Raw genomic sequence first — 13,531 nt, 5'->3', positions numbered from 1 at the left:
TCACGGAGCCCCGGAGAGCGCGGGCCGGGCGTCTCCCGGCCCGCCCTCCCTCCGTCGTTCAGTCCGTGGCACCCAGTGCGTCGGAGACCAGGGACCGGGCCTCGTCCTGGACCCTGGCCAGGTGTCCGGCCCCCTGGAAGCTCTCCGCGTACACCTTGTAGACGTCCTCCGTGCCGGAGGGCCGGGCCGCGAACCAGGCGCTGTCGGTGCAGACCTTGAGCCCTCCGACGGCGGCTCCGTTGCCCGGTGCCTCGGTGAGCACGGCGGTGATCGGCTCTCCGGCCAGCGTGTCGGCCGTGACCTGTTCCGGGGAGAGCCGGGCGAGGACCGCCTTCTGCTCCCGGGTCGCCGGGGCGTCGATCCGGGCGTAGGCCGGATCGCCGAACCGGGCGGTGAGTTCGCCGTAGTGCTGTGAGGGGGTCGAGCCCGTGACGGCGGTGATCTCCGACGCCAGGAGGGCGAGCAGGATGCCGTCCTTGTCGGTGGTCCACACCCGGCCGTCACGGCGCAGGAAGGACGCCCCGGCCGACTCCTCGCCGCCGAAGCCGAGGGTGCCGCCGAACAGTCCGTCGACGAACCATTTGAAGCCCACCGGCACCTCCACGAGCCGGCGTCCGAGGTCCTCGGCGACACGGTCGATCATGGAGGAGGAGACCAGGGTCTTCCCGATGCCGGTACCGGCCGGCCAGCCCTCCCGGTGGGAGTAGAGATAGCGGATCGCGACGGCCAGATAGTGGTTGGGGTTCATCAGTCCGCCGTCGGGCGTGACGATGCCGTGCCGGTCGGCATCGGCGTCGTTGCCGGTGGCGATGGTGTACGTGTCACGCTGCTCGATCAGTGACGCCATGGCGTACGGGGACGAGCAGTCCATCCGGATCTTCCCGTCCCAGTCCAGCGTCATGAACCGCCAGGTGGGGTCGGCGAGCGGATTGACCACCGTGAGGTCGAGGCGGTGGCGTTCGGCGATCCGGCCCCAGTACCCGACGGAGGCGCCGCCCAGGGGGTCCGCACCGATGCGGATCCCGGCGTCGCGTACGGCGTCCAGGTCGAGGACGGCCGGGAGGTCGTCGACGTAGCCGGTGAGGAAGTCGTGCCGGCCGGTGCTGTCGGCGGCGAGCGCCCGGGCGTAGGGGATCCTCCGGACCTCCTTCAGCCCGCCCTCGATCAGGGAGTTGGCCCGGTCCTGGATCCAGGAGGTGGCGTCCGAACCGGCGGGGCCGCCGTGCGGCGGGTTGTACTTGAACCCGCCGTCGGCAGGCGGGTTGTGCGACGGGGTGACGACGATGCCGTCTGCGAGGCCGGCCGTGCGGTCCCTGTTGTAGGTGAGGATCGCGTGGGACACGGCCGGGGTGGGCGTGTACCCGTCGTCGCTGTCGATCAGGACGGTGGCGCCGTTGGCCGCCAGGACCTCGACGGCCGTGATCCGGGCGGGTTCGGACAGTGCGTGGGTGTCGGCACCCAGGAACAGCGGCCCGTCGGTGCCCTGCCGGGTGCGGTAGTCGCAGATGGCCTGGGTGGTGGCGGCGATGTGGTCGTCGTTGAAGGCCGCCGCGAGCGCCGATCCGCGATGGCCCGAGGTCCCGAACGCCACACGCTGGCCGGGCTCGGCCGGGTCGGGGTGGACCGTGTAGTAGGCCGTCACCAGCCGTGCCACGTCCACCAGGTCTCCGGGCTGCGCCGGCTGACCGGCCCGTTCGTGAACCATCGTTTCTCCTCTGTCCCTCATCGGCCGTTCGCGGACCGCCACCGGGCGGACGATCATCACGAGACGTACCCGATACTGCCTCGTCGGGGGCCCTCCCGGGTACGGGGCCTGCCCGGAGCCGCGCCCGGTGCGGAGCGGTCCGCCCCGACGGGACGGGCGGCGCGGGCGGCGCGCGGACGGACGCGGCGGGGCCGGGAAAAGGCCGCGGCGGAACGGCTCCGGGAATTTCGCCGTGCAACTCTTCGGCATTTTCGGTCCATTGCGGTGAGACGCATCCGATTCCCCGGGACACGGCCGGATGCGCACGGCAGGTCATCATGCGGTACGACCGCGGACATAGTCGGCCGCAGCGGTCTGACACGCCGCAGGATTAGCGTGGCCGGAGGCGGGACGCCTGAATCCGCATACACGGAACCGGTGGTAGGAGGCCTGACGGGCAGGCAATCCATGGGGACACGTGCGCGAGTCCTCCGCGTTTTCGTACGCGTGGTCTGTCAAAGTGCATTTCGGTTTTACCGCTTGATCTCCGCCACCACATTCCTTGCCGCCGGTGTTTTCCCGAACCGGCTCTTCGGGGGCTTGCGAAAGAGAGCCGTGCGTGCTGCAGAAGAGTTGCTCCGATGAAAGTCGCCTGACAGTCCTTCACCTGGTCCAGCCGGTGGAGGGAGGAGTCGCACGAGTCGTGACCGACCTCGTGGCGGCTCAGGTCCGGGCCGGACTGCGGCCCGTCGTGGCCTGCCCGCCGGACGGGCCGCTGGCCGCCGGGGCAGCCACCGCAGGGGCCAGAGTGTGCGCCTGGCCGGCGGACCGGGCTCCGGGCCCCCGCCTCGGCCGGGAGGTGCTCACGGCGAACCGGCTCGTCCGGACCTGCGCTCCCGACGTGATCCACGTGCACAGCGCGAAGGCGGGGCTCGCCGGGCGGCTGGCCGTGCGCGGCACGGTTCCCACGGTGTTCCAGCCGCACGCGTGGTCGTTCGAGGCGCTGGAGGGCAGGGCGGCCGGGCTGGCCGCGGCCTGGGAGCGGTTCGGGGCGCGGTGGAGCGACCGGATCCTCTGTGTCAGCGAGTCGGAACGCCGCACGGGCCAGCGCGCCGGCATCAGTGCACGCTGGTCGGTGATCCACAACGGCATCGATCTCGGCCGGTTCCGGCCCACCGCCGGGGACGCCGCCGCGTCGGCCCGTGCCTCGCTCCCCCTGCCCGGCGGAATGCCGGCCGGGGTGCCGCTCGTCGTGTGCGTCGGGCGCCTGAGCCGGCAGAAGGGCCAGGACGTGCTGCTGCGGGCCTGGCGCACGGCGGCGGTGGGAGGTGCCCGGCTGGTCCTGGTCGGCGACGGGCCGTACGGGGACGAACTCCGGCGCACGGCGCCCCCCGGTGTGCTGTTCACCGGGGCGAGCGCGGACGTACGGCCCTGGATCCACGCGGCGGACCTGCTGGTGCTCCCCTCACGCTGGGAGGGGATGGCGCTGGCCCCCCTCGAAGCCATGGCCTGCGGCACCCCCGTCCTGCTGACCGACGTCGACGGGGCCAGGGAGAGCCTGCCCCCCGGACACCTGCCCCACTGCCTCGTGCCGCCCGAGGACCCGTCGGCCCTCGCGGCGGCACTGACCAGGCTGCTGAGCGACCCGGCGCTTCGGGCGGATCTGGGCCGTACGGCACAGAGCCGCACCCGGTCCGTCTTCGACGTGACGAGGACCGCCGGAGCGGTCCAACGCCTCTACCAGGAACTTGTCGGCCAGTCCCGCCCCACGACGAGGAAGCGCACCCAGCGATGACGACGGAGAGTGCACCTGTCCCCCGAGCCGCCCAGGCAACTGCCGTACGGCGTGCGGCTTCCGCGATCCGCCCTCCGCGCAACGGCACGGAGGGTGCTCCGGCCGCACGGGCCGCCGGTAGCGTCACGCGCCGCCGGGCCCCGGCGGCGCTCATGGCCTGCGACATGCTCGCGCTCGGCCTGGCCGTGGCCCTGGTCGCCCCGGGACCGTGGCCACCGGTCGTCGTCCTCGTGCAGGCCGCCGTCCAGTTGCTCCTCAACGCCTACCGGGGTCTCTACCGGACCGGGCTGTCCCCCTCCGCCCTCGCGGAACTGCCCGCGCTCGCCGGGCTGGCAGCGGTGCAGTGGTACGTCGTCGCCGAGGCGGTGTCCGCGTACGACCCGCGCCACACGGCCGGCTGGACGGCGCTCGGCTGCGCGGCCGGTGTGCAGATCCTCGTCGGCTTCGGGGCGAGGGCCGTCGTGCACCGGTGCCGGAGGTGGTCGGCGGCACGGCATCCGCACTCCACCCTGGTGGTGGGCGACGGTCCGGTCGCCGACCGGGTCGTCGCCGTCCTCCAGGAACGCCCGCGGTACGGGATGCGGCCGGTGGGCCGTGTCGTGGGCTCCGGAGCGGATCAGGGCGAGCCGGCGGACGTGCCCGCCGGCGAGGCACCGCTGCCTGCGCTCGCATCGGTGCAGGACGCCGGGCGTGCGGTCGTGCAGAACTCCGTCCGGCACGCCGTCTTCACGGTCCCGCCCGAGACCGTGCCGGACGGGGAAGAGCTCTTCGCGCTGTTCACGCGGCACGGCTGCCGGGTCTGGCTGATCACCGACCAGGCAACGGTCGCGCGGTCCCGGACCACGCCCCGACCGGACCACGTATGGGGTTTCGCGGCCCACTCGCTGCACGCCGGACCGGCGCGTCCGGTGGCGCACCGGGTGAAGCGGGCCATGGACGCCGTCCTGGCGGCGGTCGCCCTGGTCGCGGCGTCCCCGGTCATGGCGGCGTGCGCACTCGCCGTGCGGGTGTGCGACGGCCCGGGCGTCATCTTCCGTCAGGAGCGCATCGGGGAGTCCGGGCGGCCGTTCGTCCTGCTGAAGTTCCGCACCCTCAGACCCGCCGACGAACACGAGTCGGCCACCCGCTGGAACGTGTCGGCGGACGGGCGCATGAGCCGCGCCGGCCGACTGCTCCGCAGGACGTCGCTCGATGAGCTCCCGCAGTTGTGGAACGTCGTGCGCGGCGACATGAGCCTGGTCGGCCCCCGCCCTGAACGACCGTACTTCGTGCAGCAGTTCAGCCGGATGCACCCGGGCTACCGGATGCGGCACCGGATGCCCGTCGGCATCACGGGGCTGGCACAGGTGCACGGTCTGCGCGGTGACACCTCGATCGAGGACCGGGCCCGCTTCGACAACCGGTACATCGAGACGTGGTCGCTGTGGCAGGACATGTGCGTGCTGGCGCGCACGGCCGGCTCGGTGTTCCGGCTCGGAGGCAGCTGACCCGTGACCCTCACCCTGACCGCGGCGCCCGCCGTACCGGCCTCCCGCGAGAAGACACCCCCGAGCGGGTGGGGCCGCCGGTGGCCGGTGCTTCCGCTGATCGTGACCGTCCTGCTCGTGGCCGTGCCGGCCGACGGGAGCGGGACCGGGACCGTGTTCGGCGTACCGGCGGCCGATCTCCTCTCGGGCGCGGCCGTGCTCGTCTGCGCGGGCCTCCTGCTGTACCTGCGGCGCCGCCCCCTCACACCGGCGGCGGCGGTCGTGCTCGGACTGCCGGCGGTCGGCCTGGCCCTGGCCACGGTCACCGCCTCGGATCCCGTGGCGGCTCTGCCGGGGTTCGTGCGGTACCTGCAGATCTTCGTCCTGGTGCCGGCCGCGGTCCTTCTCCTCGTCCGGGACGCTCAGGGCTTCCGGGCCGTCGCGGGCGCACTCGTCCTCCTGGGGGTGATCGAGGGCGCGACGGGCGTGCACCAGTACGTCACGGGCTCCGGCGCCTCCTACATGGGTGAGGACATCCGCGCCGTCGGCACGTTCGGCCCCGGCGATGTGATGGGCATGGCCACGGTCGTCGGCTACGGGCTGGTCGTGGCCGTCGCGTACGCCCTCCGCGCCCCGGCCGGCACACCCCGCCGTCCGATGCTCCTGGCCGGGGCGACCGCCGCGCTGCTGGTCGTCCCGCTCACGCTGTCCTTCAGCCGCGGGGTGTGGATCGCGACGGCCGCGGCGGTCCTCTCCGTGATCGCGCTGACGGGCCTCCGGCAGGCCGTCCGCGCCCTGGCGGTGCTGGTCGCAGCCGGGGTCGTGCTCGTCGGCGGCTTCGGCGTCGGGTCCGAGATGATCTCGCAGCGGCTCACCAGCATCACCGAGGTGACCAGCGCGCCCGACCGTTCCGTCAACGACCGCTACACCATGTGGGCGGCCGCGGCCGGCATGTGGCGCGAGCAGCCGGCGACGGGCGTCGGCCTGAAGGGCTTCCCGGCGCACCGGGACGGTCACGCCTCGATCGGGCTCTCCTCCGGCAGCGACACGGCGGGCGCCGGGCAGGAGTTCCGCAGGCAGCCCCTGCTCTCCCCCCACAACATGTACCTCCTCGTCCTGAGCGAGCAGGGGCTCGTCGGCTTCGTCGCACTGGTGGGGTCCTGGGCCGCGCTCCTGGTCGGCGGGGTGCGCCGGCTCGTGTCCACCCGGGCCCGGGGCGCCTCGGCCGTCGACTGCGGTCTCGCCGCCGTCGGGCTGATGACCTGGCAGACGGTGGACTTCCTCTACGCGGACATCGGCGGCCCCTCCACCGTCCTGACCGGGATCGTGCTCGGCCTCGCCGCGTGGTGGGCCCTGGCCGGACCGGAGAGGACGAGCGCCGCGTGAGCGGGACCGCCACGGGCCGGGCCCCGGAGGAGACGGTCACGGCGGCGTCCCCGCCCGACAGCACGGTACGGTCCGGGCGCTTCCTGGCCCGTGCGGCGGGCGGAGCCGCCGGACTGACCGTGGTCGCCGCCCTGCTGGGGCTCGTACGGGACCAGGCCGTCGCCAGGCTCTTCGGCGCCAGTCACGCCAGCGACGCCTTCCTGATCGCCTGGACCGTGCCGGAGATGGCGGCCACGCTGCTGATCGAGGACGGCATGGCCCTGCTGCTCGTACCGGCGTTCAGCCTGGCGCTGGCCCGGCGGGCCGCCGGAGGCCACGGGGAGGATCCGGTACGCGCGCTGGTGGCCGGCACCCTCCCCCGGCTGTTCGCCGCGCTGGCCTGCGCCGGCGGCCTGCTGGTGTGGGGCGCCCCCTGGGCCGTCGGCGTCTTGGCGCCGGGACTCGACGATCCCCGGCTGGCGGTGGACTGCACGCGCCTGACGGCCGTCACGGTCCTCACCTTCGGCATCACGGGGTACTTCAGCGCGGCGCTGCGGGCGCACGGCCGCTTCATGGCCCCGGCCGGTGTCTACATCGCGTACAACATCGGCATCATCGGCACGACCCTGGCGCTGCACTCCCTCTGGGGGGTCCGCGCCGCGGCCGCCGGGGTCGCCGCCGGCAGCCTGCTGATGATCCTGACCCTGCTGCCCACGTTCGTACGGCTCGTGCCGTGGAGGCGGGGGCGGAAGGCGCCGCGGGAGCGTGGCCCGGCGCTGCTCGGTGCCACGGTCCTGGCACCGGTCGTCCTGTTCGTGGTGTGCCGTCAGGCGCAGGTCCTGGTCGAGCGGTTCCTCGCCTCGTCGCTGCCGGACGGGGCGATCTCCCACCTCAACTACGCGCAGAAGGTGGCGCAGCTGCCGATGGTGCTGTCCATGATGATCTGCACCGTGACCTTCCCCGTCGTCGCCCGGGCCATGGCCGAGGGGGACGGGGAGGGCGCCCGGCGGCGGGTGGAGCGGGATCTCGCCCTGGCCGGAACCGTGGTGCTGCTCGGCGCGGCGACGGTCCTCGGCTGTGCGCCCCAGATCGTCGAAGTCCTCTTCCAGCGGGGTGCCTTCAACGCGGCGGACACGGCCGCCACCGCCGGGGTGATGCGCGTCTACGCGCTCGGTCTGCTCGGCCACACCCTGGTCGGCGCCCTGTGCCGGCCGTTCTTCTCGGCGGGCCGGCCCACCTGGTACCCGCTCGGCGCGATGGGCGCCGGCCTCGTCGTCACCACCGTCGCCGGACTGCTCCTGACCGGCCCGTTCGGCGTCGACGGCATCGCCGCCGCCAACGCCGTCGGCATCAGCACGGCCGCCCTGCTGATGCTCCTGGGGCTGGGCTCCCGGGCGGTCGCCGTACGTTCCGGGGCCGTCGTCCTCTCCCTCGCCCGCCCGGCCGCCGCAGCGGCGGTCGCGGTGACCGCCTGCCGGCTGACCACCGACCTGGTGCCGGGAGCTCCGGCCGGTCTGGCGGCCGGCTGCGTGGTCGTCCCGACGGCGTTCCTTCTCACCGGGCTCGCGCTCCGAGCGCCCGAAGCCGTGCACCTGCTGGCCCTCATCCGACGGAGGTTCCCCCATGGCCGCTGACACCTCACCGCCCCGCGCCAGGACACTCCTCCGCGGGTCCTGGCCGTGGATCCTGACCTATCACTCGGTCAGCGACCCCACGGACGACCCGTACGGCATCACCGTCTCCGCCGACCGCCTGGACGAGCAGCTGACCTGGCTGCGGCGCCGGGGGCTGACCGGCGTGGGGATCGCCGCGCTGCTGCGCGCGCGGGCCGCCGGCCGGCGCGGGCTGGTCGGGCTGACGTTCGACGACGGGTACGCCGACTTCGTCGACGAGGCGCTCCCGGTGCTGCTCGCCCACGGCTGCACCGCGACGGTGTTCGTCCTGCCGGGGCGTCCGGGCGGTTCCAACACCTGGGATCCCCTGGGCCCGCGCAGACCGCTGCTGACCGAGGAGGGCATCCGTACCGTCGCCGCGGCGGGCATGGAGGTCGGCTCGCACGGCCTGCTCCACCAGGACCTGACGGCGCTCCCCGGCGACGAGCTGCGCGAGGAGACGCACGGCAGCCGGGACGCGCTGCGCCGCATCCTCGGTCAGCCGCCGGCCGGCTTCTGCTACCCGTACGGCACGGCCGACCGGCGGGTGGCCGAGTCCGTCCGGGACGCCGGCTACGCCTACGGGTGCGCTCTCGTGCCCGGCTCCCTGGCGGGGCCGCTCGCCCTCCCGCGCACGCACGTCAGCCAGGCCGACCGAGGTGCCCGTCTCCGGGCCAAGGAGGTGCGGCACCGGCTGCGGCACCGTTCCTGCGGGCCGGGTGAGGCGGAGTGAGGGCGCTGCACGTCATCACCGGCCTCGGGGTCGGCGGGGCGGAGCAGCAGTTGCGTCTGCTGCTGCGTCATCTGCCGGTGCGCTGCGACGTCGTGACGCTCACCAATCCGGGGGCGGTGGCGGAAGGGCTGCGCGCCGACGGCGTCCGTGTACGGGACCTGGGGATGAGGAGCAACCGGGACCTCGGCGCCGTGCCGAGGCTCGCCCGGCTCATCCGCGGCGGCTCGTACGACCTCGTGCACACACACCTGTACCGGGCGTGTGTCTACGGCAGGATCGCGGCGCGCCTCGCCGGGACCACCGTCGTGTCGACGGAGCACTCGCTGGGGCGCGCGGAGATCGAGGGGCGGCCGCTCACCCGCGGCACCCGGGAGCTCTATCTGCGCACCGAGCGGCTCGGCGCGGCGACGGTCGCCGTGTCGGACACCGTCGCGGGCAGGCTCCGCGCCTGGGGGGTCCCGGCCGCCCGGATCCACACCGTGCCCAACGGCATCGACGTGGAGGCCTTCCGCTTCGACGCCGAGCGGCGGCGCTCCACGCGGGCGCTGCTGGGCCTGCCCGGCTCGGCGTTCGTGGTGGGGGGTGTGGGCAGGCTGGTCCCCGGCAAGCGCTTCGACGTGCTGATCCGGGCCGTCGCCGCCCTCCCCGGCGCCTGGCTGGTCCTGGCGGGCGACGGACCGGAGGGCGGGCCGCTCCGGGCCCTGGCCGCGCGGCTCGGTGCGGCCGACCGGGTGAGGTTCCTCGGCGAGTGCGGTGCCCCGGGTACCGCACCCGGCATCCCCGAGGTGCTCAGCGCACTCGACACGTTCGTCTCCGCGTCGCGCGAGGAGTCCTTCGGCCTCGCGGTGGTCGAGGCCCTGGCCGCGGGGCTGCCCGTGGTGTACGCGGCCTGCCCCGCCATCGAGGACCTCCCCGCGGCCCGGGTGCCGGGCACCACCCGCATCGGCTCCGGCGCGCAGGACCCCACCGGTGAGCTGACCGCCGCTCTGCGGCGCCGCATGGAGGACGGCCCGCGCCGGCTGCCCCCGCCCCCCGCCGTCGACCACTACGACATCAGGCTCAGCAGCCGGCGCCTCATGGACGTCTACGCACGAGCCGTCGGCACCGCCCCAGTCACCCCGACCGAGAGAGCACACCCATGACCGAGTCGCCCGAGCAGCAGCCGGCCGTCCCCGGACGGTTCCGCAGGCTGCGCCCCGCATCCCCGCTTCCCCGTTGGTGGCCCCTGCCCGCCTGCGTCCTGCTCGGAGCCGCCTGCGGGTTCTCGTACGGAATGCTCGCCACGCCCCGGTACGCGGCCACCAGCTACGCCGTGGTCACCGCCGGCAAGGACATCGACCCGGCCGCGGCGCTGGGGTACGCGCAGTCGTACGGGCGGCTGGCCACGAGCGACGCCACGCTCACGTACGCCAGGGGGGCCGCCGGGGAGCCCGTGCGCGAACTGCGTACCCACGTACGGTCCGAGACCTCCCCCGACTCTCCGATGATCGCGGTCACCGGGACGTCGGCGGACCGGGACCGTGCCGCGGACATCGCCAACGCGGTGGCCGAGGCCGTGGTCGTCAGCAGTGGCCACGTCGCGAAGGAGACCGGGGTGAAGCTGATCAAGTTCTCGCACGCCGTGCCGCCGGTCGACCCCGTGTCCCCGTCGGTGCCGCTCGGAACGGCCGTGGGCGCCAGCGCGGGCGGTCTGCTCGGCGGGCTGGTCCTGCTCGTCCGCCCCCGCCCCGGACGCCGGGACGTCACGGCTCAGGTACCCGGCCCGTCCCAGGGCGGCACCGCCGAGGAGAGGGAGCTCGTGCGATGAACACCGACCGTCGCGGGCGGCTCACCGTCACCCTCTGCCGGGACCTGCCGGACTTCGCGGACCTCGCGGCGGAGTGGGACGCGCTGCACCGCCGCTGCCCCACCGCCACCCCGTTCCAGAGCCACGCGTGGCTCCACTCCTGGTGGCTCTCGTACGGGACCTCCGGCCGGCTCAGGGTCCTGCTGGCACGCCGGGACGGGCGGCTGATCGGCGCGGCCCCGCTGATGCTCGCGCACCGCCCGATGCCGCTGCTGGTGCCGATGGGCGGCTCGATCTCCGACTTCTTCGACATCCTGGTGGACGGCGAGGACGCCGCCGCGGCCGTCACCGCGCTGGAGCGCGGTCTCCACCGGGCCGCCGCCCACGCCGTCGTGGACCTGCGTGAGGTACGTCCCGACGCCTCGGCGAACCTGCTGTTCGATGCCTGGTCCGGCGCCCGGAGCAGCCTCACGGACTCGACGTGCATGGAACTGCCCGCGGAGCCGATCGAGGCGCTCATCGGCCGGATGACCGGCTCGCGCGCCCAGCGGGCCCGCGCCAAGCTGCGCCGGATCGACACCCTGGGCATCGAGTGCCGGCCGGCGCCGGTGCACCGGGTCGCGGGCGCGATCGGCACCCTGCTGCGCCTGCACGAACTCCAGTGGCTCGGCAGGGGGGTCAACCCGGAGCACCTGCGGCCCCGCTTCTGCGCCCACCTGGTGCGCTCCACCCGCCGGATGGTGCGCGACGGCGAGGCGTCGGTCCGGGAGTTCCTCCTCGACGGGGAGGTGGTGGCGGCCGACCTGTCCTTCCGGTCGGCCCGGCTGGCCGGGGGGTACCTCTACGGGGCCGATCCCCGGCTCAGGGAACGGAAGGTGGACGTGTCCTCGCTGCTGCTCCGCGAGATCGCGCGGGAGGCCGGGGCCCTGGACCGCGGGGTGCTGAGTCTGCTGCGCGGCGCGGAGCAGTACAAGGGCAACTGGGCTCCCGTGCCGGTCGTCAACCAGCGTCTGCTGCTGGCCCGTTCCGCACTGGTCCCGCTGCTGCGGCTGCGCGAGGCCCAGGTGACGGTGCGTGACCGGGCCGCGGAGACGGTGAAGTCCCGCTTCCCCGCCGCACGGGACTGGCGTGGCCGGGTGGGCGAGCTTCCCGCTGCCGGGCTTGCGCTCATCGGCCGGAGTTGAGCCGGGATGATGACTTTTGCGTCGATCCGTTACCGTCTGTCGACTCCCGCGTTGTCCAGGCATACCGGCCGCAGCTCGGCAGCCGGTCCCGAACCTCTCAAGGAGAACTGATGTCGCGTATCTCGAAGGTGGCCGCCGTCATGGCCGGTACCGGTGCCCTGATCGCCGGCGGCGCCGGCATGGCGACCGCCGACGCCGGTGCGGGCGCCGTCGCCGCCCACTCCCCCGGTGTCCTTTCGGGCAACGTGGTCCAGGTGCCCGTCCACATCCCGGTCAACGTGTGCGGCAACACGGTCAACGTGATCGCCCTTCTGAACCCGGCGTTCGGCAACACCTGCGCGAACGTGTCGGACAGCCACGAGGAGGTCCACGAGGACAGCCACGACGACAAGGGTGAGGGCGAGTACGGCTACGGCCACTGATCTCCCCGCAGCACCTTCCGGGCCTCCCCTCCCCGCCTCCGCGCGGGAGGGGAGGCCCGGTCCGTTCCCGGCGGAGCCGCGCGCTCAGACGTAGCGGTAGAACCGGGTGTGGTCCATGAGCCCCGAGGGCACCGCGTCCCAGGGCGGCATAGGCCGGTCGAGGGGGAAGACCCACTCGCCCTGCGGGTCGTCCGCGGGGAGCGCGCGGGCCGGCAGGTAGCGGGAGCGCGGATGGGCCTTCTGCCAGCGCGCCCAGAGCAGGTCGATGTACGCGTGGTGGAGCCAGAAGACCGGGTCGTCGGGTGACGCCGCCCCCGCCATCGACCCGCCGATCCAGCGGTGCACCCGGTTGTGGTTGGCCACGCCCCTGCCGCCCCTGATGCCCCAGCCCTCGATCCGGTTCCGGAAGCCGGTGGCGCTGAGGCTGTTCCAGGGCGGGACGTCGTAGAGGGGGTCGCCCAGCGCGCGTTCCACCTCCGCGGCACCGGGCAGGGTGACGGGTGAGGACGGCCGGCCGAAGTTGCGCCGCAGGAAGGGGTCGTCGGTGACGCCTGCGCTGATGCGCCAGTTCCCCCGCCGGTAGGCGAACGGCCCGGTCATCACCTGCCGGTCCCCGGGCCTTCCGTTGCCGCCGAGGAAGTCCTCGGCCCAGAGCGAGGCGCTCGGCGTGCGGTCCCGCGTCCAGTCCCAGTACGGGATCGACACACGGGGGTCGACGCCCCGCAGCGCCTCCTCGAACTCCAGCAGGTATTTGCGGTGCCAGGGGAAGAAGGACGGGGTCATGTGGGCGGGCCGTGGCCTGCTCTCGGCATCGGTGACGTAGAACTCGCGGTGCAGGCTGACGAAGTCGTCGTAGCGTCCCGAGCGCTTGAGCTCCAGGATCGCGTCGACGAGTCGTTTCTTCTCCGTGCGCGTCAGATCGCGCTGGTTCTTGCGGCTGTACACCCGTGCTTGTCCTTAGGGGCTCAGATGGTGTGCGGGGAGACCGTGGAGAGCCGGGCGGTGCCGAGTTCGTCGACCGCCGCGCGCGCCGTCTCCAGGAGGGTCGGGAACGACTCGTAGTGGTTGACGGTGCTGAGGTAGCTGCCGTCGGCGCGCCGCATCACGTGCAGGGCCCGCCCGTCGACACGGACGTCGATGCCGTGCCCCGCGGCGGAGGCCCCCGCACCGCGGGCGTGGGACTGCGCGCCGGCCGGCACGACGGGCGCGGCGCTGCCGCTGATCTCACGGCCCTTGTACCGCTCGGAGAAGCGCTCCGGCCCCACGGCGTCGCGTCCCGGGGAAGGGGACGGGGACTGCGGGCCGTGGACGAGGACCGGCGCGAGCGCGCCGCCGGTCCCGGCGACGGCGGCCGCGGTGAAGACGGTGCGCAGCACCGCGCGGCGGGCCGGCCGCGCGGTACCCGCCGGCTCCCCGCTCGGGCCCGTGGTCGGGTTCATGGTGG

General features: G+C 74.0%; 12 protein-coding genes. 9 read left to right on the top strand and 3 right to left on the bottom strand.

The features are described 5' to 3' along the window. Positions 1–58 precede the first annotated feature (58 nt). On the bottom strand, positions 59–1,705 hold the full coding sequence (gene pgm, locus ACFC51_RS18920; protein ID WP_376370524.1) for a phosphoglucomutase (alpha-D-glucose-1,6-bisphosphate-dependent): 1,647 nt from the start codon (positions 1,703–1,705) through the stop codon (positions 59–61). A 598-nt stretch (positions 1,706–2,303) separates the two neighbouring features. Between pgm and ACFC51_RS18915 the strand changes: the two genes are divergently transcribed. From ACFC51_RS18915 to ACFC51_RS18875, 9 genes are all read left to right on the top strand, one after another. After that, positions 2,304–3,479: a glycosyltransferase family 4 protein gene (locus ACFC51_RS18915; protein ID WP_376370526.1), complete on the top strand. Its 1,176-nt coding sequence runs from the start codon at positions 2,304–2,306 to the stop codon at positions 3,477–3,479. Then, the gene (locus ACFC51_RS18910; protein WP_376370527.1) at positions 3,476–4,966 is read left to right on the top strand and encodes a sugar transferase; all 1,491 of its coding nucleotides are present in this window, start codon (positions 3,476–3,478) and stop codon (positions 4,964–4,966) included. Before ACFC51_RS18915 ends, ACFC51_RS18910 begins: the two co-directional genes overlap by 4 nt. 3 nt (positions 4,967–4,969) lie before the next feature. After that, on the top strand, positions 4,970–6,331 hold the full coding sequence (locus ACFC51_RS18905; protein ID WP_376529738.1) for an O-antigen ligase family protein: 1,362 nt from the start codon (positions 4,970–4,972) through the stop codon (positions 6,329–6,331). Continuing rightward, on the top strand, positions 6,328–7,944 hold the full coding sequence (locus ACFC51_RS18900) for a lipid II flippase MurJ (RefSeq protein ID WP_376529736.1): 1,617 nt from the start codon (positions 6,328–6,330) through the stop codon (positions 7,942–7,944). Before ACFC51_RS18905 ends, ACFC51_RS18900 begins: the two co-directional genes overlap by 4 nt. Beyond that, positions 7,934–8,695 carry a polysaccharide deacetylase family protein gene (locus ACFC51_RS18895; RefSeq protein WP_376529734.1) on the top strand — a complete coding sequence of 254 codons (762 nt, stop codon included), beginning with the start codon at positions 7,934–7,936 and terminating at the stop codon, positions 8,693–8,695. Before ACFC51_RS18900 ends, ACFC51_RS18895 begins: the two co-directional genes overlap by 11 nt. Next, on the top strand, positions 8,692–9,837 hold the full coding sequence (locus tag ACFC51_RS18890; RefSeq protein ID WP_376529733.1) for a glycosyltransferase: 1,146 nt from the start codon (positions 8,692–8,694) through the stop codon (positions 9,835–9,837). The genes ACFC51_RS18895 and ACFC51_RS18890 overlap by 4 nt, the downstream gene beginning before the upstream one ends. Next, positions 9,834–10,502, top strand: a complete 669-nt coding sequence (locus ACFC51_RS18885) for a lipopolysaccharide biosynthesis protein (RefSeq protein WP_376529731.1) — start codon at positions 9,834–9,836, stop codon at positions 10,500–10,502. Before ACFC51_RS18890 ends, ACFC51_RS18885 begins: the two co-directional genes overlap by 4 nt. Next, a complete protein-coding gene (locus ACFC51_RS18880; RefSeq protein ID WP_376370536.1) occupies positions 10,499–11,665 on the top strand; it encodes a GNAT family N-acetyltransferase in 1,167 nt (388 codons plus the stop codon). Before ACFC51_RS18885 ends, ACFC51_RS18880 begins: the two co-directional genes overlap by 4 nt. A 110-nt stretch (positions 11,666–11,775) precedes the next feature. After that, the gene (locus ACFC51_RS18875) at positions 11,776–12,087 is read left to right on the top strand and encodes a chaplin (RefSeq protein WP_329225453.1); all 312 of its coding nucleotides are present in this window, start codon (positions 11,776–11,778) and stop codon (positions 12,085–12,087) included. A gap of 84 nt (positions 12,088–12,171) precedes the next feature. On the opposite strand, the gene ACFC51_RS18870 is transcribed toward ACFC51_RS18875, so the two are convergent. Then, positions 12,172–13,032, bottom strand: coding sequence for a tyrosinase family protein (locus tag ACFC51_RS18870; RefSeq protein WP_376370538.1), 861 nt, complete (start codon positions 13,030–13,032; stop codon positions 12,172–12,174). A 20-nt stretch (positions 13,033–13,052) separates the two neighbouring features. Next, a complete protein-coding gene (locus ACFC51_RS18865; protein ID WP_376370540.1) occupies positions 13,053–13,526 on the bottom strand; it encodes a tyrosinase family oxidase copper chaperone in 474 nt (157 codons plus the stop codon). Positions 13,527–13,531 lie beyond the last annotated feature (5 nt).

The organism is Streptomyces sp. NPDC055962 (genome assembly GCF_042270185.1).
Classification (GTDB): domain Bacteria; phylum Actinomycetota; class Actinomycetes; order Streptomycetales; family Streptomycetaceae; genus Streptomyces.
The sequence above is the reverse complement of the archived record's forward strand: the minus strand, read 5'-3'. Positions and strand labels throughout refer to the sequence as shown.

What these genes read in the sequence shown, in the direction of transcription:
- pgm (WP_376370524.1), bottom strand. Translation starts at nt 1,705, where the DNA reads ATGGTTCACGAACGGGCCGGTCAGCCGGCGCAGCCCGGAGACCTGGTG.
- ACFC51_RS18910 (WP_376370527.1), top strand. Translation starts at nt 3,476, where the DNA reads ATGACGACGGAGAGTGCACCTGTCCCCCGAGCCGCCCAGGCAACTGCC.
- ACFC51_RS18895 (WP_376529734.1), top strand. Translation starts at nt 7,934, where the DNA reads ATGGCCGCTGACACCTCACCGCCCCGCGCCAGGACACTCCTCCGCGGG.
- ACFC51_RS18885 (WP_376529731.1), top strand. Translation starts at nt 9,834, where the DNA reads ATGACCGAGTCGCCCGAGCAGCAGCCGGCCGTCCCCGGACGGTTCCGC.
- ACFC51_RS18880 (WP_376370536.1), top strand. Translation starts at nt 10,499, where the DNA reads ATGAACACCGACCGTCGCGGGCGGCTCACCGTCACCCTCTGCCGGGAC.
- ACFC51_RS18875 (WP_329225453.1), top strand. Translation starts at nt 11,776, where the DNA reads ATGTCGCGTATCTCGAAGGTGGCCGCCGTCATGGCCGGTACCGGTGCC.
- ACFC51_RS18865 (WP_376370540.1), bottom strand. Translation starts at nt 13,526, where the DNA reads ATGAACCCGACCACGGGCCCGAGCGGGGAGCCGGCGGGTACCGCGCGG.